Consider the following 22,612-nt stretch of genomic DNA (forward strand, 5'->3'; position numbering starts at 1 on the left):
GTGATGGAAGACGTGGTGATTACCGCTGCCGGACGCAGCGCCGTGGGCAATTTCAATGGCAGTCTGTCGCCCCTGGCGGCGGCGGACATCGGCACCCAGGTGATCAAGGGGGTGCTGGAGCGGGCCGGCGTGGCGCCGGATGTCGTCGACGAGGTCATTCTCGGTCAGGTGCTCACGGCGGCCTGTGGCATGAACCCGGCGCGTCAGGCGGCGCTTAACGCGGGCCTGCCGGTCACCACGCCGGCCATGACCATCAACAAGGTCTGTGGCAGCGGCCTCAAGGCCACCCACATGGCCGCCCAGGCCATTCAGATGGAAGACGCCGGCGTGGTGCTGGCCGGCGGTCAGGAGTCCATGAGCCAGGCGCCCCACGCGGTGCCCAACTCGCGTACGGGTCAGCGAATGGGGCCGTGGAAGCTCGAAGACACCATGATCAAGGACGGCCTGTGGGATGTGTTCAACAACTACCACATGGGCGTCACCGCCGAGAATCTGGCCAAGGAGTACGGCATCAGCCGCGAGGAGCAGGATGCGTTTGCGGCTCGCTCCCAGCAGCGGGCAGAAGCCGCTCAGAAGGCCGGCCGGTTCGCCGACGAAATCATTCCGGTGGAGATCCCGCAGCGCAAGGGCGATCCGGTGGTGTTCGACACCGACGAGCTCCCCCGCCACGGCGTGACCGCCGAGGGGCTCGGCAAGATGAAGCCGGCCTTCGACAAGGAAGGCACCGTCACGGCGGCCAACGCCTCGGGCATTAATGACGGCGCCGCGGTGGTGCTGATGATGTCCGCCAGCCGCGCCGAGGCCCTGGGCCTGACCCCCATTGCCCGCATCAAGGCCTATGCCAATGCCGGCGTCGAGCCGCACATCATGGGCAGCGGGCCGATCCCGGCGACCCGGCGCTGCCTGGAGCGGGCCGGCTGGGGCGTTGATGATCTGGACCTGGTGGAGTCCAACGAAGCCTTCGCGGCGCAGGCCCTGGCCGTGGACAAGGCGCTGGGCTGGGATCCGGAAAAGGTCAATGTCAATGGCGGCGCCATTGCCATCGGCCATCCCATTGGCGCCTCCGGAGCGCGTATTCTGGTGACGCTGCTCCACGAGATGCAGCGCCGTGATGCCAAGCGTGGCCTGGCCACCCTGTGCATTGGCGGCGGTCAGGGCGTGGCGCTGGCGGTTGAACGCTGACAACAAGCAGGGGGCACGAGCCATGGCCGAGACCCGGTTGATCAAGAAGTACCCGAATCGGCGGCTGTATGACACCGCCATCAGTAGCTACATCACGCTGGCCGACGTCAAGGCGCTGGTGCTGGATGGGGTGGACTTCCAGGTAGTGGATGCCAAGACCGGGACTGATCTGTCCCGGACCATCCTGTTGCAGATCATCAGCGAAGAAGAGGAGGGCGGTGAGCCGATCTTCTCCAGCGCGCTACTGGCACAGATCATCCGGGCCTACGGCGGCGGCATGCAGAACATGCTCACCAGTTATCTGGAGAAGAGCATGCAGCTGTGGGCCGATCAGCAGCGGGTGATGCGTGAGCGGGCCCGCCATTTTGTCGATGCCAACAACCCGGTGCAGGTGCTCTCGCAGATCGCCGAGCAGAACCTGAGCATCTGGCAGCAGACCATGGATCGCTTCAATCCGGAGCATCATCAGCCCCGCTCGTCTTCGGAATCGGAGGCCGGTTCGGCCTCCGGGCCCAGCACCGAAACCAGCGACGAGACTGACGCCAGGTCCGACTCGCCGAAGTCGTCCGGCGCCGGGGGGTCATCGCACTCGACGTCGTCGGACAAAGAGTCCCGGTAACCGGGATCCTCAATAACCGAACTCCCTGAACCGTCCCTCCTGGTAACCGGCGTGCCCTGTCACGGGGTCGTCGGTTCCGGGCGCAGCATGGCATTTGCTGCGTTGACACCCGATTCCGCCGTCCCTATGATGCTGTGCAACATTTTCATTGTGCGATGCACAAGATCACGGGAGGCACGACATGACGCAGCGACTGGCATTGGTAACCGGTGGAGAAGGTGGCATTGGCACGGAAATCTGCCGTCAGCTTGGCCACGCCGGCCGGCGGGTGGTGACCACTTGCATGGATCCGGAGGCCGCCAACATCGAGGCCTGGGCGGAAGCGCTGCGCAAGGAAGGCATTGATGCCAACTGGATTCAGTGTGATGTCAGCGACCTGTCGGCTTGTGAAAAGATGGCCGAGACGGTGCGCGAACAGTACGGCGACGTGGAAATCCTGGTCAACGTGGCGGGCATTACCAAGGACGGCTTCCTGCACAAAATGGACTATGAACAGTGGTTTGATGTCATCAACATCAACCTCAACGGGGCTTTCAACGTCACGCGCCAGTTTGTCGAGTCCATGCGCAAGGCCGGTTTCGGCCGTATCGTCAATATCTCCTCGGTGAACGGTCAGGCCGGGCAGTTCGGGCAGACCAACTACTCGGCGGCCAAGGCCGGCATGCACGGCTTCACCATGGCCCTGGCCAAGGAAAGCGCGCCCAAGGGCGTGTCGGTGAACACCGTCTCTCCGGGTTACATCAAGACCAGCATGACCGATGCCATTCCGGACAAGGTGCGGGAGGCGATCATCTCGCAGATTCCGGCCGGCGATCTGGGTGAGCCCAGCGACATCGCCCGCGCGGTGGCGTTTCTAACCGCCGATGACGCCGGCTACATCAACGGAGCCAATCTGCCGGTGAACGGCGCCCAGTTCTGCAGCTTCTGATCCAAGGGTTGGGATGGTGCGCCGCAGCATGCGGCGCCGAAAAAATGGGAGACTGGGTCTCCCGGGGAAACGCGCTCTCGTTGCGGAGCGCTTTGTCTGGGTAGGCCACTTCTTTGTGATGGATCTGGGGTGGCCGTCCCTCCTCCTCTTGGCACTGTGGGTTCAACCTAGACCCTGATCTGGGGTGGCGCAAGCACTTTCGTTGTTGCGCCGCGTCACCCAGAGCCGCTTGTTTAAAGGCTTTCCAGCCTTTCATCCACCTCGGCGCGATCCGGCATGGCCGGCGCGGCACCCGCCCGGGTCACTGACAATCCGGCCGTAACACAGCCCCGCCGGGCGGCCATTTCCAGGCTTTCGCCCTCCGCCAGAGCGGTCGCCAGCCCGCCGTTAAAAGCATCGCCGGCCCCGATGGTATCCGCCACCCTGTCCACGTCGAGCGCCGGAATACGACCCTGAAAATCCGGGCTATCAATCCACACGCCCTGTTCGCCCAGTGTCAGAAGGACATGGCTCACGCCCCGTTGACGCAGCTGGGTCGCGGCACGCTTTGCCTCATCCAGGGTGTTCACCGGATGCCCCACCAGCAGGGCGGCTTCCGACTCGTTGGGCGTCAGGTAGTCCACTGCGGCAAGCATTTCATCGTCGAGGGTCCGGCCGGGCGCCGGATTGAGAATCACCGGTACGCCATGTCGCCGCGCCACCTCAATGCCGTACTGACAGACATCGAGGGGCAGCTCCAGCTGGCTCAGGAATACGGCGGAGCCGGCGATCAGGTCTTCAGCGGCATCGATATGGGCCCGAGTCAGCCGCTGGCAGGCGCCGGGATCGATCACGATGGCGTTATCGCCGGCGGCGTCGTCCACCAGGATGGTGGCGGTGCCGGTGGGCGCGTCCGGATCCGTGCCGACGTATTCGGTGTCGATGCCCACCTCGGCATAGAGTGAGCGGGCGAGCGAGGCAAAGGCATCGTTCCCCAGTCGACTGATGAGGTGCACCCTCGCCCCCTGACGGGCCGCCGCCACCGCCTGGTTCGACCCCTTGCCTCCCGCCGTCAGGCTGAACCCGCGACCATGCAGCGTTTCGCCCCATGCCGGCATGCGGGGGGTGCGGGCGATCAGGTCAGCGCAGAACAGACCCAACACGGTGACGGGAGCGGTTGCGGTCATGGGATTGTCCGAAGCCAGTTGATCAGGGTGGGGTAGAGCCTCTGATGAGCCCGTGCGCTGACGAACAGGCCCAGATGTCCACCCGGCAGAGCCAGCTCCTCGCAGGGACCGCCCACATGCCGGCCCAGCCCAGCGGCAGCGGATGGCGGTACCAGGTGGTCGTCCAGGGCATGGGCGCTGAACACCGGGCAGGTGACCCGGGCCAGATCCACCGGGTGGCCATCCAGCGCCAGGGTGCCGCGGACCAGGGCGTTGTCCTGGTAGATACCCCGGGCAAATTCCGCGAAGGCGCGGCCAGCCAGGTCCGGACCGTCGTACATCCAGCTCTCCATGCGCATGAAGGCATCCACCGCGGCGTCGTCAGCCTCTGCCAGCCCGGCCAGTGCGCGGTAGCGCCGGGGCCCCAGCGCGAACGGCTTGAGGCTGGCGAAAATACCGGCGAGCGCCTGGCCAGCGACATTGCCGGTGGCCCGGGTTAGCGCTTCGAAGTCCACCGACCGGGCCAGCTGCGCCAGCTGGTCGCCCGGGCTGCCGGTGTCCACCGGCGCCGCCAGTGTGGTGAGGCTGCGGGGCCGGGGACCGAATCCGCCGGCACCCGCATCCGCCAGTGCAGCCTGGCAGAGCGCCAGCACGCCGCCCTGACAGACGCCCAGCACGTGCGGCGGCACGCCGTGGCGGCGATCCAGCCAGGCGCTGGCGTCCGCCAGGTCCCCCAGCACATAGTCTGACAGGCCCAGATAGCGCCGCGCCTGACCCGGAGGGCGCCAGGCCAGCAGGTGGACATCCAGCCCGCCGGCCAGCAGCCGCCGGATCACCGAACGATCCAGGCTCAGATCCAGTATGGCGGGGCGGTTCACCAGCGAGTAGACAATCAGCAGCGGCGGGCCACCGGCGGTGTCCTCCGTGGCGTAGCGATACAGCGTGGCGTTGTCGGTTTCCATTACCACCGACGAGGGAGTCACCGGCTGGGCCGTGCGGTTCGCCGCCGCGGCCCGGCGCAGGACAGCCTCGAATTGCGGGGTCGAGGGGGTCATGGCGACGAGTCACCGTCCAACCGGGCTCGCAGCTCGGCCATTTCCCGGCGCAACTCCGCAATGTCCTGGCGGTGCCGGCGCCGCTGGCGTTGCAGTTCTTCGGCCAGGTCGTCCATGCCACGGGCCGAGGGCAGCCCCAGGGCTTCCAGCCCGTCATCGGTGAGGGTCCGCAGCGTGGCGGCCAGTTCGCTCCAGGCGTTGACCAGTGCAGCGATGCGCGCCTGGGTGGCGGGTTCGGCAAGCCAGGCCTCGTAGCGGGGCTCGGCCACCGAGGTCCAGCGCTCCAGCAGGGTTTCCGGCGCCATGACCGGCAGCGACTCAACGGGCGCACCGGATTCTGAGGCCAGGGCTTCCCGGAACGCCGCCGTGCACTCTTCGGCAAGGGTGGTCACCGACTCCAGATGAGCCTCCAGCGCGGCCTGATAGGCCATCTGCTGACGGGCCAGGTCCTGAAGGAGCGCCTGACGGCGGGGGAATGGTCCCAGCGGAGGGACATCGCCGGTGTCGCTGTCCGGTAGCAGCGGGGCGAGGCTACGCAGGCCCTGGGCCCAGTGCTTCAGCCATTGGTCCAGTTGCGTGATCCCGTGCTGCTGCCGGGCTCGCTCTTCGTCAATGGCAGCCGCCAGCCGCCGGGTGGCCTCCGCCGGCGTTTGCGCACTGTCCAGCGCCCGCGAGCCGCGCTCCATGAGCCGCCAGACCCCCAACGGATCCGCGGAATCGCGCAGGCCACTGAGCCAGTCGCTCCAGTTGGCGTTCTTGTCGGACGTGGCGTCTTCGCCAGCCATAAGCCCTGTCACCTCCCCGTGGTGAGCGCTCATGCTACCACCCGCGGCGGCCCGGGTTAGACGGCGCCATCACTCCTGGCGGCTGAGGCGATCCCGCCAGCGCTCGCGAAGATCATCGGCCCGGGCACGCTGCCTTGAGGTCAGCGGCAGTCCATCCAGCCGGTTCAGCTGCGACAGCGCGGCCTCGAAATCCGCCTGCACGGCATAGAAACGCGCCGTGGCCAGAATCGAGGCGGCCTCATCGCCGGCCTCTCGGGTGACCCGGGCGTGCAGTGCCCAGAGCTCCGGGGCATCGTCGCGCTCACTGACCAGTTCGCTGCTCACCCGACGGGCTCGGGACGGCTCGTCCGCCAGCAACCGGATCTCGGCGAGGGTGTAGCGCAGGGCCTCGTCGCCGGGGAACAGGCTGAGCCCCTCCTCGATCCAGGCCACTGCGGCCTCGTCCCGCCGGGCGGCTTTCTCGGCCTCGGCGAGGCCCAGGTAGTGGAGGGCGTGATCCCCCACCGCGTCCCTGAGGCTTTGCAGTTGCTCAATGGCCTCGTCCGGACGGTTGTCGCGAATCAGGGCCAGGGCAAGGCCATAGCGGGCGCCGGGGTGATCCGGGTCATCCTCCAGGGCGTCATTGAACCGCGCCAGGGCGTCCTCGGCCTGGTCGGCGGCTTGGACCTGCAGGCGGGCCCGAATGTAGGCGTGGTCGGGGCTTTCGAACGGGGTGCCGCCGCGCAGTGCCTCCCCCCGCTCCCGGGCTTCCGCCAGCCGCATTTCGGTCAGGGGATGGGTGCTCAGAAACGACGGCGCCGCAGACCGATAGCGGCTTTCGTCATCCAGCAATTTGAAAAAATCCGCCATGCCATCCGGGTTGAGATCGGCGTCCGCCAGCATGCGGATGCCCACCCGGTCGGCTTCCAGCTCATGCTCCCGGGAATAGCGCAGCTGGGTGTCCACCCCTGCGGCCATGCCCGTGGTGGCGGTGGCCATGCCCGCCTGGGGGTCCTGGGTGCCGATCAGTAGGCCGGCCAGCACCAGCGCCGCCGTGCGGATGCCGGTGCGTTCGGCAACTTCCATGCGCCGGGCGATGTGTCGCTGGGTGATATGGGCGACTTCGTGGGCAATCACGCCGCCCAGTTCGCTCTCGGTCCGGCCCTGGACGATGAGGCCGCTGTTGAGGCCGATGTAGCCACCGGGCAGGGCGAAGGCGTTGATGCGGTCGTCGTCGATGACAAAAAATCGGTAGAACCCGGCCGGCCGGTCGGACACCGACGCGATGCGGCCGCCCAGATCCCGGATGTAGGCATTGACCGCCGGGTCTTCCACGAGGGTGATCCGGCGGCGGATTTCCCGCATCATCTCCTGGCCCATGCGGGCCTCTTCGCCAAGGCTCAGGGTATCGCTGGCGGGCCGGCCCAGGTCGGGCAGCGAGAGATCCAGGTCCGTCGCCGAGGCGCTCAGACCCAGGCTCAGGCCCGCGAGGCCGGCGACGGCGGCCCGCCGGAGTGTTGATCGCCATTGGCGGGGACCGCCCAACGCCGCTGTCATGGTGAAACCTCTGGTCCGGTACGGAGGGAAGGGCCACGTTCCCCTGTGGACGCCGTCTGTGGGACAGTATATATCCCTGTCAGGGAGGTTGCCGTGTCATCACCCATGTACACAATTCGGGACTGGTTCAGTCGCCATCTCAGCGATCCGCAGGTGGTGGGGCTGGCGGTGTTGCTGGTGGTGGGCGTGGCCACTGTCACCCTGCTGGGCGGCATGCTGGTGCCGGTGTTCGCCTCCATCGTGCTGGCGTACTTGCTGGAGGGGGTGGTGCGCGCGTTGACCCGCAGGGGCGTGGCCCGTCACTGGGCGGTGCTGGGGGTCTACCTGGTGTTCATGGTCTTTCTGGTCACCGGGGTGCTGGCGCTGCTGCCTACCATCGTCAATCAGATTCTGCAGCTGGTGGAGAACCTGCCCGCCATGCTGGAGCAGGGTCAGGAGGCGCTGCTGCAGCTCCCGGAGCGCTATCCGGCCTATTTTTCACCCGAGCAGGTCAGCGTGCTGCTGGATACCATCCGCCGCGAGGCCATTGCCTACGGCCGGGCGTTCGCCGCGTCGTTTTCGTTTGCGTCGGTGGTGATGGTGATTTCGCTGATTGTGTACGCGGTGCTGTTGCCGGTGCTGATTTTCTTCTTTCTCTGGGACAAGTCGAAGATTCTGGGCTGGATGGGCCGTTTCCTGCCCCGCCATCACTCGCTGGTGCTGTCGGTGTGGCAGGAGGTGGACGCCCAGATCGGCAACTACGTGCGCGGCAAGTTCGTCGAGGTGGTGGTGGTGTGGGCGGGCACCTACGTCACGTTCCTGTTCTTCGGCCTGGACTTCGCCATGTTGCTGGCGCTGCTGGTGGGGCTGTCGGTGATCATCCCTTACGTGGGCGCCATTGTGGTGACCATCCCCATCGCCATCGTCGCCTATTTCCAGTTTGGCACCAGCCCGGAGTTCATGTGGATTCTCATCGCCTACGCCATCATTCAGGCCATTGACGCCAACATCCTGGTGCCGTTGATCTTCTCCGAGGCGGTCAATCTCCACCCGGTGGCGATCATTATCGCGATCCTGATTTTCGGAGGGATCTGGGGGTTCTGGGGGGTATTTTTTGCCATTCCCCTGGCCAACCTGATCCAGGCGGTGATCAACGCCTGGCCCCGGGCCGGCGATGTGCCGGCGGCGGATAGCGATGAGGCGCCAACGGTCGATCACGACCGCGATCAGGCGGGGGCCCGGGCCTAGAGCACGTCGCTGGCGTGGGCGGCGAGCCGCGAGCGCTCGCCCCGGGTCAGGGTGAGATGGCCGCTGTGGGGCCAGCCGTGAAAGCGCCGCACCAGATAGGTCAGCCCCGACGTGGTGGGTGTCAGCCACGGCGTATCGATCTGCGCGATATTGCCCAGGCAGACGATTTTGGTGCCCGGTCCCGCCCGCGTGATCAGGGTGCGCATCTGCTGGGGGGTGAGGTTCTGGGCCTCGTCCAGCACCATGAAGCGATTGAGCAGGGTGCGGCCGCGCATGAAGTTGAGCGACCGCACGCGGATCCGGCTGCGTAGCACGTCCTCGCTGGCCGCCTGGGCCCAGCGGGTGCTGCCGGCGGCGCCGGAGCCCAGCACCTCCAGGTTGTCCATCAGCGCCCCCATCCACGGCGTCATTTTTTCTTCTTCACTGCCCGGCAGGTAGCCGATGTCCTCGCCGATGGCAATGGTGGCCCGGGTCATGAGGATTTCCTGGTAGCGGTCTTCCTCCAGGGTCTGTGCCAGGCCGGCGGCCAGGGTCAGCAGGGTTTTGCCGGTGCCGGCCGGGCCCAGCAGGGTGACCAGATCGATGGCCGGATCCATCAGCAGCGCCAGGGCCAGGCTCTGCTGGCGATTGCGGGCGTGAATCCCCCACACCGACTCGCCGTCGGGGCCATAGTCGGTCACGGGTGCCAGCCCGTCGGGGGTGGCCCGCCAGGCCTGATCGGCGGCGAGCACGAACTCGTTGGGCGCCAGCGCATCGGCCAGGGCGTCCGGGGACTGACCGGGTGGGCACTCATGGCTGCCCGTCGGCAGCAGGTCGGGATCATCCAGCGGCGCCTCGGCCTCATGGTCCGTGGCCATCAGGCCCATGGCGTTGGCCTGGATGCGCAGGTTGATGTCCCGGGCGACCACGGTGACCCGCACATCCGGCCGGGTGCGGGCCAGGGTTTCCGCGGCGGTGAGCACCGGCAATGGTCGGCCGTCCGGAGCATCGGTGAGAAAATGCAGCCGGCCCAGGCCCTCGCCCAGGGGCAGGCCGCGCTCCAGCGCCGAGGGCTCCACGCCGGCCAGCAGCTCATCCAGAAAGCGCGCCGCCTGCAGCGCATTGCGGGCTTCTTCACTGTTGTCCCGGCGGGCGGTGTCCAGCCCCTGCAGGACGGCGAGGGGCAGATACAGGTCCCGCTCCCCGAAGCGGAACAGCGCCGCCGGGTCATGCAGAAGCACGGAGGTGTCGAGCAGGCAGACGCTGCGCATGGTAACGATCCCGTGGTCGGTTACAGCTTGGACGGCTCGATGATGGCGTCGAGGTTCAGCCGATCGCAGAGATCCATGAACTCCTCGCGCAATCGGGCAATGTGCTGGCTGGCGGAGACGTCGACGGTCATGTGCACCTGGAACATGGGCGTGCCGGTGTGGGCGGCGGAATAACTGGTGGTGGCCAGGTCGCGGATGTTGATTTCGCGGCTGGCAAAGAAACTCGCCAGGTTATGAACGATGCCCGGCTGATCGATGGCGATCACTTCCACGGAATAGGGCAACAGGTTGCCCGCCGGTGGGCGGCTCTGGGTACGGCGGCAGTGGATCTCGAGCCCGATCCGGCGGCCGGCGGCGGGCAGGGCGGCCTCGAGTTTGGCCAGTTCGTTCCAGCGCCCTTCGCAGAGCAGCATGACCGCAAAGTCGCCGCCCATCACGCTCATGCGGCTGTCTTCGACGCTGCAGCCGGTCTCGGCAATCAACTGGGTGAGCGCTTCCACCAGCCCGGTGCGGTCGTCGCCCATGGCGGAGATGACGAGGTAATCCTTGTTCATGATCGCGGTCCCGACGCCTTTTTCGTGCCCCTGATGCGACGGCGGAGTGTACCACGCACCCCGCGGCGGTCCGCTTGTCAGTCCTCGGGCGCAGGGCTACCATCCGCGAACGATATACGTGGGGAGGTTGCGATGTTTCGGGGCAGCATGGTCGCGATGGTAACGCCGATGCTGGAGGATGGCGCTCTGGACGAGGCGGCACTTGAGCGGCTGGTGGAATTTCACATCGAGCATGGCACGGATGCCATCGTTGCCGTGGGCACCACCGGCGAGTCGGCCACGCTGGACCACAGTGAGCACGCCCATGTCATGCGCCGGGTGGTGGAGATCGCCGCGGGGCGCATCGTGGTCATGGGCGGTTGTGGCGCCAATTCCACCTGGGAAGCCGAGCAGCTGACCCGCTGCGCGCTGGAGGCGGGCTGCGAAGCGGCGCTGCTGGTGACCCCCTACTACAACAAGCCCACCCAGGAAGGGCTGTATCAGCATTTCAGCCATGTGGCGGGGGCGGTGCCTCTGCCCCAGATCCTTTACAACGTCCCCGGGCGCACCGGCTGCGATCTGCTGCCGGAGACCGTGGACCGGCTGGCGGACATTGCCAATATTGTCGGCATCAAGGAGGCGTCCGGCAGCCTGGAGCGCGCCGAGGAAGTGCTGGAGCGCTGTGGCGACCGCCTGGACGTCTATTGCGGTGAGGACGCCCGTAACCTGGCGTTGATGAATGCCGGGGCGAAGGGCTGTGTGTCGGTCACGGCCAATGTGGCGCCGTCGTTCATGCACCGCATGTGCAAGGCCGCCCTGGACGGCGATCAGACCGAGGCCGAAGCCCTGGACGCCCGCCTGGCAGCGCTGCACAACGTGCTTTTCCTCGAAACCAACCCGATCCCGGTGAAGTGGGCCCTGCACACCATGGGCCTGATCGGGCCGACCCTGCGGCTGCCACTGACGCCGCTCTCGGAGCAGCATCATGAAGCCCTCCGCCAGGCGCTGATACTGGCCGACGTGGAACTGTGAGGCAGGCGGCACGGATCAAGGCGCCGGCCGCCCTGTCGCTGGCGTTTCTGCTGGCCGGGTGCGGGGCGCTGGGCCTGGGCGGTGAGCCCAGCGAAGCCGAGCAGCGCGCCGAGCGCCTGCGCACGCCGCCGGATGTGCTCTCCGCCCGGGAGGCGCCGCGGACCGAGCCGCGGGATGAGGCCGCGGAGCCCGAGTCCGATCGGCAGCCGGACCCGGCGCCGGCGGTGAGCCGCCGGGATCCCGAGGATTATCTGCAGGTGGTGGATGGCCGGGTGGTGCTCGACACCGGATTGCCGGTGAATGCCGCCTGGGCGGTGCTGGGGCGATCCCTGGAACGGGCCGGGTTCGCGCTCACGGATTCCGACCGTGATGCGTTCACCCACCGGATTCGCTACAACCCGGCCGCCGTGGTGGGCGCCTCTCCGGAGGAGTTCGATAACGGCGAGAGTCCCGACCGGGGCCGATTGGGCGCCCTGGCTTTCTGGCGGGGAGAACCGCCACCGCCGGTGCAGACCCTGGTGCTGCGGGTTGAAGAACGCGGCCCCGGGGCGCGCTACTCGCTGCAGCGCCCCGACGGCGAACCCGCTCCATCCAGCGCCGCACGCCAAGTGCTTCAGGTCGTCGCGGAACAGATCAAACCCTGATCAGGTTGCAACATGCTGATTCTTGTTGAAAACGCCGCCGCTACCCGGGTGCGCGACCCGCGGTTGGTGGCCCGGGTTCGTCAGGCCGAGCCGAGCATCGCCGAGTTGTGGGTGCGGGCGGTGGTTTTCGTCAACACCCAGGCGGCGCTGAGTGAGTCCGAACAGACTCGCCTGAATGCGCTGCTGGAGGCGGCCCCCCTGGAAGCGGTGGCCGCCCGGGACGCCAGTCTGGCGGAGCCGGCGCTCTATGTGGTGCCCCGGCTTGGCACCCTGTCGCCCTGGGCCAGCAAGGCGACGGACATCGCCCATCAGTGCGGGTTGGCGGTGATCCAGCGAATGGAGCGCGGTCTGCGCTACACCGCCCGGGACCAGGCGGGCCAGCCCCTCAGCCTCCATCAGTCGCCGGCCCTGGCCGCGGCGCTGCATGACCGCATGACCGAATCGGTGCTCGAGGACGCCACGGCGGCGGAGGGCCTGTTCGCCAGCCGCCCGCCGGCGTCGCTGCAACGCATCGATGTGCTGTCGGCGGGGCGGGAGGGCCTGGAAGTGGCCAATCGGGATCTCGGTCTGGCGCTCTCCGACGACGAGCTGGATTATCTGCTGGAGAACTACCACGGCCTCAACCGCAACCCCACCGATGTTGAACTGATGATGTTCGCCCAGGCGAACTCCGAGCACTGCCGGCACAAAATTTTCAATGCGGACTGGGTGATCGACGGCGAGACCATGCCGGAGTCGCTGTTTGCCATGATCCGCCACACCCACGCCATGCGGCCGGAGGGGGTGTTGTCCGCCTACAAGGACAATGCGGCGGTGGTGGAAGCCGAATCCGTTGACCGCTACTTTCCCGGGGCGGACGGGCGCTATCGGCATCATGCCGAGCCCGCCCACCTGGTCATGAAGGTGGAGACCCACAACCACCCCACGGCGATTTCCCCGTTTGCGGGGGCCGCCACCGGCGTCGGTGGAGAGATTCGTGACGAAGCCGCCACTGGCCGGGGCGCTCGCAGCGTCGCCGGGCTGTCCGGTTTTTCGGTGTCCAATCTGCGCATTCCCGGGGCGGAGCAGCCCTGGGAGAACGACCATGGCCGGCCGGCGCGCATTGCGTCGGCGCTGGAGATCATGCTGGACGCGCCGGTGGGCGCCGCCCGCTATGGCAATGAATTCGGCCGTCCGCAGCTCAACGGCTATTTCCGCACCTTTGAGTTGGCCGTCCCGGGCAACGGCAGCGAGGAAATCCGCGGCTATCACAAGCCGGTGATGATCGCCGGGGGCATGGGAGAAATCCGCCCGGATCAGGTGGAAAAGGGCATCGCCCCCGCCGGCACGCCCCTGGTGGTCCTGGGCGGGCCGGCCATGCTCATCGGGCTGGGCGGGGGTGCCGCCTCCTCGGTCAGCAGTGGTCAGAGCCGGGAGGCACTGGACTTCGCGTCGGTCCAGCGCAGCAACCCCGAGATGGAGCGCCGCTGCCAGGAGGTCATCGACGCCTGCTGGCGCCTGGGTGAGGCCAGCCCCATTATCGCCATTCACGATGTCGGCGCCGGCGGCCTGTCCAATGCGTTTCCGGAGCTGATCGACGACTCCGATCGCGGCGGGCAGCTGGAGTTGCGGGCCATTCCCTGCGCCGAGTCCGGCCTGTCGCCCCTCGAGATCTGGTGCAACGAGGCCCAGGAGCGCTACGTGCTGGCCATCGACGCCCAGCGGCTGAGCGCCTTCCGTGCCCTCTGCGAACGCGAGCGGGCCCCGTTTGCCGTGGTGGGCGAAATGACCGACGAGCGCCAGCTGGTGGTGGGGGATGCCGAACTGGACGGCTCGCCGGTGGACATCCCCGTGGACCTGCTGCTGGGCAAGCCACCCCGCATGCGTCGCGAGGCCAGCCGCCTGGTGCCCACCCGGCGCTCGCTGCTGCTGGATGGCGTGACCCTGGCGGAAGCGGCCTACCGGGTGCTGCGCCTGCCCACCGTAGCCAGCAAGGAATTTCTGATTACCATCGCCGACCGCACCGTGGGTGGGCGGACCGCCCGCGATCAGATGGTGGGGCCCTGGCAGGTGCCGGTGGCGGACTATGGCATGACCGTGGGGGACTATCAGGGCTATCGCGGTCAGGCCATGGCCATGGGCGAGCGCAGCCCGGTGGCGCTGCTGGACGCGCCGGCCTCGGGGCGGCTCGCCATCGGCGAAGCGCTGACCAACCTCATGGGCGCGGCGGTGGGATCACTGCGCTCGGTGAACCTGTCCGCCAACTGGATGGCCGCCTGTGGGCATCCCGGCGAGGATGCCCGGCTATACGACACCGTCCGGGCCGTTGGGCGGGAGCTCTGTCCGCAGCTGGGCATTGCCATTCCCGTGGGCAAGGACTCCCTGTCCATGAAGACCGTCTGGGAACAGGACGGTGAGGAACGGCGGGTGACGGCACCACTCACCCTGGTGATCTCGGCCTTTTCGCCGGTGGATGATGTCCGCCGCGGGGTGACGCCGGCCCTCAAGGATGCGCCGGGCAGCCGGCTTTATCTGCTGGATCTCGGCGGCGGTCGGCGCCTGGGTGGCTCGGCGCTGGCCCAGGTCTACGGTCAGCTGGGGGAGAGCCCGCCGGATCTGGACGACCCCCGGGCGTTCGCCACGGCCTTTGATGCGGTGCAGGCGCTGCTGGCCGCCCGTCAGGTGCTGGCCCTGCATGATGTGGGTGACGGCGGCCTGCTGGTCACCCTGGCGGAGATGGGATTTGCCGGTCGTCAGGGCGTGGCCGCGGATCTGGACAGCCTGGCCTCGGACCCGCTGGAGGCCGCCTTTGCCGAAGAGCTGGGCGTGGTGCTGCAGGTGGCGGAAGCCCACGACGACGCGGTCCGGGCCAGCTTGAAGGCCGCCGGTCTGGGGGATCGGCTGCATGCCCTCGGTGAAGTGACCGTGGGCGAGCGCCTCACCCTGCGACATGCCGGCGCCGTGGTGTTTGACGAAGCGCTGCCGGACCTGCAGCGCACCTGGAGCGAGACCAGCCATTGGCTGCAGGCGCTCCGGGATGATGCGGATTGTGCCCGGGAGGCCTTCGAGTCGGTGGCGGACCGGGCGGATCCGGGGCTTCGGGTCGAGCTGAGTTTTGATCCCGCCGAGGACACCGCCGCCCCCTTCGTGGCCACCGGGGTGCACCCCCGGGTGGCGGTGCTTCGCGAGCAGGGGGTCAACAGCCACATCGAAATGGCGGCAGCCTTTGAACGGGCCGGCTTTGAGCCGCTGGACATTCACACCACGGACCTGTTGGCGGACCCGGCACGACTGGCGGACTGCCAGGCCCTGGTCGCCTGTGGCGGGTTTTCCTATGGCGATGTGCTGGGTGCCGGCCGCGGCTGGGCCAGCAGCATTCTGCTCAATCCGCGGCTTCGGGATGCGTTTGAGGGGTTTTTCACCCGTCCGGACACCCTGGCGCTGGGGGTCTGCAATGGCTGCCAGATGCTGGCGGCACTGCGGGAACTCATCCCCGGCGCCAGTCTCTGGCCGGACTTTGTGGCCAACCGCTCCCGTCAGTACGAGGCCCGTCTCAGTCAGGTGGAAGTGCTGCCGTCCCAGTCGCTCATGCTGGAGGGCATGGCCGGCTCCCGCCTGCCCATTGTGGTGGCCCATGGCGAGGGGCAGGCCCGTTTTCCCGAGGACGGCGGGCCCCGCAAGGCCCTGAGCGCCGGCCTGGTGGGGTTGCGCTACATTGACGCCAACGATGCCCCGGCGGAGCGCTATCCCGCCAATCCCAACGGCTCGCCCCTGGGGGTCACCGGACTTTGCAACGAGGATGGCCGGGTAACCATCATGATGCCGCACCCCGAGCGGGTATTTCGCAGCGTCCAGCATTCCTGGCATCCCGGTGACTGGGGCGAGGACGCGCCCTGGCTGCGGCTGTTCCGCAACGCCCGCCGGGCGCTGGGCTGACGGGCCGCGGCGGGTGCCGCGAACTCCGGGCCCCGCGGGGGTTCTAACGAGATTCAGGATTGATACGGGGGTTCAGGGTGTTCATTAAAAAGTCCCGCACCAGCGATGTCTTGCCGTCCGAAATCACGCCGGAGTCCATTTATCGCGACCGCCGGCGATTTCTGCGCACCTCGGCGCTGGCCGCCGCCGGTACCCTGCTGGCGCCGGGCTGGGCGCTGTCCAAACCCCTGGATGAGCTGGAGCCTTTCGGCGAGTTGCCTGCCAGCGACCTCAGCACCGATGAGTCGCTCAACAGCTTTGAAGACATCACCACCTACAACAATTTCTACGAGTTCGGCTCGGGCAAGGAAGACCCCATGCGGCTGGCGCCCGGGCGGCTGGAGCACCGGCCCTGGTCGGTGACCATCAGCGGCGAGGCGGAGCACACCGGCGAGTTCGATTTCGATGACTTCATGCAGGGGCTCACCCTGGAAGAGCGGATCTACCGGCTGCGCTGCGTGGAGGCCTGGTCCATGGTGATTCCCTGGGCGGGGGTGCCGTTGGCGGAGGTCATCCGCCGCGCCAATCCCACCTCCCGGGCCAAGTACGTCAAGTTCTACACCAAGCATGATCCGCAGATGTTCCCCGGCCAGCGATCCCGGGGCATGGGATTTCTCGCCAGCATTGACTGGCCGTACACCGAGGGGCTGCGCATGGACGAGGCCATGCACCCGCTGACCATCCTGGCCACTGGGCTCTATGGCAAGGAGATGCCCTCCCAGAACGGCGCGCCCATCCGCCTGGTGGTGCCCTGGAAGTATGGCTTCAAGAGCATCAAGTCAGTGGTCCGGATTCACTTCCAGGAAACCGAGCCGGAGACCACCTGGAATCAGCTGGCACCGAACGAGTACGGGTTCTATGCCAATGTGAACCCCGAGGTGGATCACCCCCGCTGGAGCCAGGCCACCGAACGGCGCATCGGCGAGTTCTTCAAACGCGACACGCTGATGTTCAACGGCTATGGCGAGGAAGTGGCAGACCTCTATGCCGGCATGGATCTCCACAAGCAATACTGAGGCGGCTGGCACGGCCCGGACGGGGCCCGCCACGTGGCTGGCGGGCCTGCGCCGCCCCCCGGGGCCGCGCATCATGGTGATGCTTCGCCTGGCCGTGTTTCTGCTCTGCGGACTGCCGGCGGCGGCGCTGGTGGGCGGCCTGTTTCTCGGCCACCTCGGCGCCAACCCGGTGGAGACCCTCCTGCACAGTACCGGGGTCTGGAGTCTGCGGCTGCTACTGGTGACGCTCGGGGTGACGCCGCTGCGCTGGCTCACCGGCGCGGCCTGGGTGGTGCGGCTGCGCCGGCAGATCGGCCTGTGGGCGTTTGCCTATGCCTTCGCCCACTTCGGCGTCTTCATCGTCTTCGATCACGGGCTGGCCCTCGTCCCCATCCTCGAGGACATTGCCCGCCGCCCCTACATCCTGGTGGGCACCAGTGCCCTGTTACTGATGCTGCCGCTGGCCGTGACTTCCACCCAGGGCTGGATGCGCCGCCTGGGCCGTCAGTGGAAGCGGCTGCACTGGCTGATCTATCCCGCGGCGATGCTGGGGCTGGTGCATTTCTTCTGGCTCATCAAGGCCAATCGCTGGACCGAACCCTTGACCTATGCCGCCCTCCTGGCGCTGCTGCTCGGCTGGCGCCTGTGGCGAAGGCGTCCCGCCGCGGCAGACACTGTGGGCTAATCAATGCCCCGGGCGCCGACCCAGTCCCGGGCGAACTGCCAGGCCACCCGGCCGCTACGTGAGCCGCGCTCGAGGGCAAATCGCAGGGCGTCGGCACGCCACTCCGCCTCCGCCGGTGGCTCGTCGGGGGTGAGGGTATCCAGCCAGCCCGCGCAAATGTCGAGATAGCGCTGCTGGTCGAAGGGGTGGAACGACAGCCAGAGTCCGAACCGCTCGGAGAGCGAAATCTTTTCTTCCACCGCTTCACCGTGATGGATTTCGCCGTCCACCACCTGCGCCTGGCGGTTCTCCGAGAAATATTCGGGGAGCAGGTGACGGCGGTTGGAGGTGGCGTAAATGAGCAGGTTGTCGGGCGGGGCGGCCACCGAGCCATCCAGCGCCGCCTTGAGGGCCTTGTAACTGGGGTCGTCGGCTTCGAAAGAGAGGTCATCACAGAACAGGATGAAGCGCTCGGGCCGATGGGCAACGGCACGCACAATGGCCGGCAGATCTACCAGATGCCGGGGCTCCACCTCGATCAGGCGCAGCCCCTGGTCGGCATAGGCATTGAGCAAGGCTTTCACCAGCGATGACTTGCCGGTGCCGCGGGCGCCGGAGAGCAGCACATTGTTGGCCGGCTGCCCGGCAAGGAATTGCCGGGTATTGCGCTCCGCCGTGGCCTTCTGGCGCTCGATGTGATGCAGCGCGTCCAGGCGGATGGCGTGGGTGGCCGGCAGGGCCACCAGATGGCCGGTGTGACCCGGGGCGCCGGCCCCGGACAGCGGTTGCCACTGAAAGGCAATGGCCGCCTCCCAGTCGGTGTCCACCGGGGCGGGTGGCAGCAGTCCTTCGACCCGGTCAATCAACGCTTCCAGGCGGCTGGCAATTCGTTCGATGGCGTCCATGGCGGGCATGTTAGCCTCTCGCCATGCAAAAGAAACGGGGCAATCTCGAGCGCGTGCATGTCGGTGCCGATCCGCTTATTGCCGGCCATATCGAAACCATTTTCAACGCCCGGGGCATCCACTGCATGGTTCGCAACCGCCACCTGGTGGGAGGCGCCGGAGAAATCCCGCCCCTGGAGGCCTGGCCGGAAGTCTGGGTGGCCCGGGAGGACGCGGACATTGCCCGTCAGTTGATCCGCGAAATCCTCGATCCGGAAGGACCGGTGCCGGCGGACTGGCGCTGCCCGGACTGCGGTGAGGTCATCGAGGGCCAGTTTGCCGAGTGCTGGTCCTGCGGGGCGCTGGCGCCGTGATCCAGCTACGGGACGTGACCCTGCGGCGGGGCCCGGAGCCGCTGCTGGAGGCCAGCAGCCTGACGGTGCACGGGGGCCGCAAGCTGGGGCTGGTCGGTGCCAACGGTACCGGCAAGAGCACCCTGTTCGCGCTGCTGCGGGGCGAGTTGTCCGCGGACTCCGGCGAGGTGGCGCTGCCGGCGGGATGGCGGCTGTCTCACATGGCCCAGGAAACCCCCGCCCTGGATCGTCCGGCGATTGAGTTCGTGCTGGATGGCGACGCGCCGCTGCGGGCCGCTGAGGGCGAGGTCGCCGCGGCAGAGGCCAGTGGCGATGGCGAGCGCATGGCCCATGCCCACGCGGCGCTGGAAATCGCCGGTGGTTATGACGCCCGCGCCCGGGCCGGCGGGCTGCTGCACGGACTGGGCTTTGACCCGGCGGTGCATGAACAACCGGTGGCGGAGTTCTCCGGCGGCTGGCGGGTGCGGTTGAATCTCGCCCGGGCCCTGATGGCGCCGGCGGACCTGCTGTTGCTGGATGAACCCACCAACCATCTGGATCTGGAGGCGGTGCTCTGGCTGGAGCAGTGGCTGCGGGCGTTCCCCGGCACGCTCATCCTGATTGCCCATGACCGGGACTTTCTGGATAACGTGGTGGACGGGATCGTCCATATCGAGCATCGCCGGCTGCAGTCCTACACCGGCAGTTACTCGGCCTTCGAGCGTCAGCGCGCCGAGCGCCTGGCCCAGCAGCAGGCGCTGTATGAGCGCCAGCAGCGGGAAGTGGCCCACATGGAGGCGTTCATCACCCGGTTTCGGGCCAAGGCCACCAAGGCCCGGGCGGCGCAGAGCCGGGTCAAAGCGCTGGAGCGCATGGAGCGAGTGGCGCCGGCGCATGTGGATTCGCCGTTCGGTTTCGAATTCCCCGAGGCGCCCCGGGCCGGGAACCCGCTGATTGCCCTGGAGGATGTGGCGCTGGGTTACCACGGTCGTCCCCTGTTGGAGGGGTTGCGTCAGAGCCTGGCCCCGGGCGACCGGGTGGGGCTGTTGGGCCGCAACGGCATGGGAAAGTCCACCCTGATTCGGGCGCTGGCCGGCGAGAGCGAGCCCCTGGCCGGCCAAATTCGCCGGGCGCAGCGGCTCCAGGTGGGCTATTTCGCGCAGCATCAGCTGGAACAGCTGGACCCGGAGGCCAGCCCCGTCACCCATCTGGCCCGTCTGGCACCGGACGCCAGCCCACAGGCGCTGCGGGACTTTCTGGGCGGGTTCGATTTTCGCGGTGATCAGGCCCTGGAGCCCGTGGCGCCACTGTCCGGTGGGGAGAAGGCCCGGCTGGTGCTGGCATTGCTGGTCTGGTCGGCCCCCAATCTGCTGTTGCTGGACGAGCCCACCAACCACCTGGACATCGAGATGCGCCATGCGCTGAATCGGGCCCTGCAGGTGTTCGAAGGGGCGGTGGTGCTGGTCTCCCATGACCGGTATCTGTTGGAAACCACCGTGGCGGACTACTGGCTGGTGGGGCAGGGCACCGTCCAGCCCTTCGATGGCGACCTGGATGACTACCGCCGTTGGCTGGCACGGGACCCGCGCAAGCCGTCCGCCTCGCCGTCAGGCGATGCTCATCCGGAAACCGCCACGGCCACGCCAATGCCCAAGCCGGCGTCGACACCGAAGCCGGACCAGGGCCGCGACCACCGCCGCGCCCGCCGCCAGGCCAACGCCCGGGCCCAGGCGACACTGCGTCCCCTGCGCCAGCGGGTTGATGACGCCGTGAAGGCCCTTGAGGCCGCGGACGCCGAGCTGGCCCGCGTCGAAGCCTCCCTGGCCGACCCGGCGATGTACACGGCCGAATCCGGCGATGCCCTCAATGAGCGGTTGCAGCGCCAGGGCCAGCTGCGTCACCTCAAGGAAGCCGCCGAGGCCGAGTGGATGGCCGCCGAAGAAGCCCTCGAGACGGCACAGAAGACCGAACAGCAACCCGGCGCCTAGTCAGCGGCCATCGCAGTCGCCCTCTCTGCCGTCGCCTTTGCGCCATGCCCCCTCGCTGAGTATGCTCAAAGCGTTCCCAACTCAGAAAATCCAAGCCGCGGAGTGTTGCAAATGAGAACAAACGGCAAGCTTGTCGGGGCACTGGCTGCCCTGTCCGTTGTCATGCTGGCGGGGGCGGCCCAGGCCGAGCCCCTGCGCATCGGCGCCGTCATGCCCATGACCGGCGATCTGCAGGCCTATGGCGAGTCATCCCGCAATGGCGCCGAACTCGCCATTAACGAAATCAACGCCGCCGGTGGTGTTCTGGGCGAGCCCGTGGAGTTCATCCTCGGTGATTCCCAGACCGAGCCCCAGGCCGGTGTGGATGCCGCCCAGCGCCTGGTTTCGGTGCGCAATGTCTCGGCCATCGTCGGCGCCCTGTCCAGCGGGGTGACCATCCCCGTGGCCAGCAGCGTCACCTCCGTGGAGGGCGTTCCGCAGATTTCCAACGCCTCCACCTCGCCGGTGATGACCGATCTGGATGACAACGATTTCCTGTTCCGGACCACGCCATCGGATGCCTTCCAGGGCGTCGCACTGGCCGAAGTGGCCGTGGAGAAGGGCGTCGATAGCGTTGCTGTCATCTATATCAACAACGATTACGGTGAAGGGCTGGCAGACTCCTTCGAGGCATCCTTCAGCGACGTGGGCGGCACCGTGGTGGGACGCACCGGCTATGAGCCCGGGCTGTCCTCCTATCGCGGTGAACTGGCCAGTATTGCCGACGGGTCCTCGCCACTGTTGTTGATCGGCTACCCGGAAAACGGTCAGACCATCCTTCGCCAGGCCCTCGAAGGCGGTCATTTCAGTGAGTTCATCTTCACCGATGGCATGCGTTCCCCGCAGATCGTGGAGAACCTGGGTGCCGAGTTCCTGAACGGCAGCTTCGGCACCGCCGCTGAAGCCCTGGATGACACCGATGCGGCTCAGCACTTTGCCAGCGCCTATGAGGCGGCCTATGGCGCGGTGCCGCCGGTGCCCTACATCGACACGGCCTATGACGCGGTCTACACCATCGCCCTGGCGGCCGAAGCCGCCCAGAGCACGGATCGGGTCGCCATTCGGGATCACCTGAGGGCGATTAACGACCCGGATGGCGTCGTGGTCGGGCCGGGTGAGTTCGCCCGCGCCGCGGAGCTGCTCGCCGAAGGCACCGCGATCAACTACGAGGGCGCCTCAGGCTCCGTGGATTACGATGAAAACGGTGATGTCGGCGGCACCTTCGCCCACTGGGAAATCCAGGACGGCGAATTCGTGACGGTTCGGGTCTTCGAACCGGACATGTAACTGCCCGTCGGTGAGCCGAGTCGGCCGGGGCGTCAGCCTCGGCCGCGGTAAGGGGCAACCCCCTGGTCGGGAATCCAGACATCCGCCGGGGGTTCGCCCGTCTGGTAGAACACATCAATCGGAATGCCGCCCCGGGGATACCAGTAGCCCCCGATCCGCAGCCAGCGCGGCTCCAGCAAATCCACCAGCCGACGGGCCACCGTCATGGTGCAGTCCTCGTGGAACGCCCCATGGTTGCGAAACGAAAACAGAAAAAGCTTTAGCGACTTACTCTCCACCAGCCAGTCACCCGGCACATAGTCGATGACCAGTTGGGCGAAGTCCGGCTGCCCCGTCATCGGACAGATGGACGTAAACTCCGGTGCCGTGAACCGCGCCACATAACCAAACCCCGCCTGCGGATTCGGCACCCGCTCAAGCGTCGCCTCCTCCGGCGACGTCGGCACCGCCGTGTTCTGCCCGAGCTGGGTCAAGCCGGCGTGTGTTTCGTCATGACTCATGAAGACTCCTGT

General features: G+C 67.4%; 20 protein-coding genes. 12 read left to right on the plus strand and 8 right to left on the minus strand.

What is annotated here, in order from left to right; translation table 11 throughout:
- From GJ672_RS02100 to phbB, 3 genes are all read left to right on the plus strand, one after another.
- On the plus strand, positions 1 to 1,182 hold the full coding sequence (locus tag GJ672_RS02100) for an acetyl-CoA C-acetyltransferase (RefSeq protein ID WP_304624831.1): 1,182 nt from the start codon (positions 1 to 3) through the stop codon (positions 1,180 to 1,182).
- 22 nt (positions 1,183 to 1,204) lie between these two features.
- The gene (gene phaR / locus GJ672_RS02105; RefSeq protein WP_229381925.1) at positions 1,205 to 1,801 is read left to right on the plus strand and encodes a polyhydroxyalkanoate synthesis repressor PhaR; all 597 of its coding nucleotides are present in this window, start codon (positions 1,205 to 1,207) and stop codon (positions 1,799 to 1,801) included.
- Positions 1,802 to 1,982: 181 nt separating this feature from the next.
- Positions 1,983 to 2,729 (plus strand): acetoacetyl-CoA reductase, encoded by a 747-nt coding sequence (phbB, locus tag GJ672_RS02110; RefSeq protein WP_154295657.1) that lies wholly within the window; start codon positions 1,983 to 1,985, stop codon positions 2,727 to 2,729.
- Between the two features lie 233 nt (positions 2,730 to 2,962).
- Here phbB and rbsK read toward each other — a convergent pair whose 3' ends face one another.
- From rbsK to GJ672_RS02130, 4 genes are all read right to left on the minus strand, one after another.
- Positions 2,963 to 3,895: a ribokinase gene (gene rbsK / locus GJ672_RS02115; RefSeq protein ID WP_154295658.1), complete on the minus strand. Its 933-nt coding sequence runs from the start codon at positions 3,893 to 3,895 to the stop codon at positions 2,963 to 2,965.
- Positions 3,892 to 4,929, minus strand: a complete 1,038-nt coding sequence (locus GJ672_RS02120; protein WP_154295659.1) for an alpha/beta fold hydrolase — start codon at positions 4,927 to 4,929, stop codon at positions 3,892 to 3,894. Before GJ672_RS02120 ends, rbsK begins: the two co-directional genes overlap by 4 nt.
- Complete coding sequence (locus GJ672_RS02125; protein ID WP_154295660.1) at positions 4,926 to 5,714, minus strand: poly(R)-hydroxyalkanoic acid synthase subunit PhaE; 789 nt, start codon at positions 5,712 to 5,714, stop codon at positions 4,926 to 4,928. Before GJ672_RS02125 ends, GJ672_RS02120 begins: the two co-directional genes overlap by 4 nt.
- A gap of 69 nt (positions 5,715 to 5,783) precedes the next feature.
- Complete coding sequence (locus GJ672_RS02130) at positions 5,784 to 7,250, minus strand: M48 family metalloprotease (RefSeq protein WP_154295661.1); 1,467 nt, start codon at positions 7,248 to 7,250, stop codon at positions 5,784 to 5,786.
- Positions 7,251 to 7,355: 105 nt separating this feature from the next.
- On the opposite strand from GJ672_RS02130, the gene GJ672_RS02135 reads away from it, so the two are divergent.
- Positions 7,356 to 8,477 carry an AI-2E family transporter gene (locus tag GJ672_RS02135; RefSeq protein WP_154296986.1) on the plus strand — a complete coding sequence of 374 codons (1,122 nt, stop codon included), beginning with the start codon at positions 7,356 to 7,358 and terminating at the stop codon, positions 8,475 to 8,477.
- On the opposite strand, the gene GJ672_RS02140 is transcribed toward GJ672_RS02135, so the two are convergent.
- Both GJ672_RS02140 and GJ672_RS02145 read right to left on the minus strand, forming a co-directional pair.
- Positions 8,474 to 9,727, minus strand: a complete 1,254-nt coding sequence (locus GJ672_RS02140) for a PhoH family protein (protein ID WP_154295662.1) — start codon at positions 9,725 to 9,727, stop codon at positions 8,474 to 8,476. The genes GJ672_RS02135 and GJ672_RS02140 overlap by 4 nt on opposite strands.
- A gap of 20 nt (positions 9,728 to 9,747) precedes the next feature.
- Complete coding sequence (locus GJ672_RS02145; protein ID WP_154295663.1) at positions 9,748 to 10,281, minus strand: glycine cleavage system protein R; 534 nt, start codon at positions 10,279 to 10,281, stop codon at positions 9,748 to 9,750.
- Positions 10,282 to 10,413: 132 nt separating this feature from the next.
- Here GJ672_RS02145 and dapA point away from each other — a divergent pair, with 132 nt between their 5' ends.
- From dapA to GJ672_RS02170, 5 genes are all read left to right on the plus strand, one after another.
- A complete protein-coding gene (gene dapA / locus GJ672_RS02150) occupies positions 10,414 to 11,292 on the plus strand; it encodes a 4-hydroxy-tetrahydrodipicolinate synthase (protein WP_154295664.1) in 879 nt (292 codons plus the stop codon).
- Positions 11,289 to 11,936, plus strand: a complete 648-nt coding sequence (locus tag GJ672_RS02155) for a hypothetical protein (RefSeq protein ID WP_154295665.1) — start codon at positions 11,289 to 11,291, stop codon at positions 11,934 to 11,936. Before dapA ends, GJ672_RS02155 begins: the two co-directional genes overlap by 4 nt.
- 12 nt (positions 11,937 to 11,948) lie before the next feature.
- Positions 11,949 to 15,851 carry a phosphoribosylformylglycinamidine synthase gene (gene purL, locus GJ672_RS02160; RefSeq protein ID WP_154295666.1) on the plus strand — a complete coding sequence of 1,301 codons (3,903 nt, stop codon included), beginning with the start codon at positions 11,949 to 11,951 and terminating at the stop codon, positions 15,849 to 15,851.
- A 77-nt stretch (positions 15,852 to 15,928) separates the two neighbouring features.
- Complete coding sequence (msrP, locus tag GJ672_RS02165; RefSeq protein ID WP_154295667.1) at positions 15,929 to 16,906, plus strand: protein-methionine-sulfoxide reductase catalytic subunit MsrP; 978 nt, start codon at positions 15,929 to 15,931, stop codon at positions 16,904 to 16,906.
- A 73-nt stretch (positions 16,907 to 16,979) separates the two neighbouring features.
- The gene (locus GJ672_RS02170; protein ID WP_154295668.1) at positions 16,980 to 17,570 is read left to right on the plus strand and encodes a sulfite oxidase heme-binding subunit YedZ; all 591 of its coding nucleotides are present in this window, start codon (positions 16,980 to 16,982) and stop codon (positions 17,568 to 17,570) included.
- On the opposite strand, the gene GJ672_RS02175 is transcribed toward GJ672_RS02170, so the two are convergent.
- The gene (locus GJ672_RS02175) at positions 17,567 to 18,454 is read right to left on the minus strand and encodes an ATP-binding protein (protein ID WP_154296987.1); all 888 of its coding nucleotides are present in this window, start codon (positions 18,452 to 18,454) and stop codon (positions 17,567 to 17,569) included. The genes GJ672_RS02170 and GJ672_RS02175 overlap by 4 nt on opposite strands.
- 23 nt (positions 18,455 to 18,477) lie before the next feature.
- On the opposite strand from GJ672_RS02175, the gene GJ672_RS02180 reads away from it, so the two are divergent.
- The 3 genes from GJ672_RS02180 (at position 18,478) to GJ672_RS02190 (ending at position 22,100) form a co-directional block, all read left to right on the plus strand.
- Positions 18,478 to 18,807 carry a DUF2007 domain-containing protein gene (locus tag GJ672_RS02180; RefSeq protein WP_154295669.1) on the plus strand — a complete coding sequence of 110 codons (330 nt, stop codon included), beginning with the start codon at positions 18,478 to 18,480 and terminating at the stop codon, positions 18,805 to 18,807.
- Positions 18,804 to 20,774 carry an ABC-F family ATP-binding cassette domain-containing protein gene (locus tag GJ672_RS02185; RefSeq protein WP_154295670.1) on the plus strand — a complete coding sequence of 657 codons (1,971 nt, stop codon included), beginning with the start codon at positions 18,804 to 18,806 and terminating at the stop codon, positions 20,772 to 20,774. The genes GJ672_RS02180 and GJ672_RS02185 overlap by 4 nt, the downstream gene beginning before the upstream one ends.
- A gap of 111 nt (positions 20,775 to 20,885) precedes the next feature.
- Positions 20,886 to 22,100: an ABC transporter substrate-binding protein gene (locus GJ672_RS02190; protein ID WP_154295671.1), complete on the plus strand. Its 1,215-nt coding sequence runs from the start codon at positions 20,886 to 20,888 to the stop codon at positions 22,098 to 22,100.
- Between the two features lie 32 nt (positions 22,101 to 22,132).
- Here GJ672_RS02190 and queF read toward each other — a convergent pair whose 3' ends face one another.
- On the minus strand, positions 22,133 to 22,600 hold the full coding sequence (gene queF, locus GJ672_RS02195; RefSeq protein ID WP_154295672.1) for a preQ(1) synthase: 468 nt from the start codon (positions 22,598 to 22,600) through the stop codon (positions 22,133 to 22,135).
- Positions 22,601 to 22,612: the final 12 nt, after the last annotated feature.

This window comes from Spiribacter sp. 2438 (assembly GCF_009676705.1).
Taxonomy (GTDB): domain Bacteria; phylum Pseudomonadota; class Gammaproteobacteria; order Nitrococcales; family Nitrococcaceae; genus Spiribacter.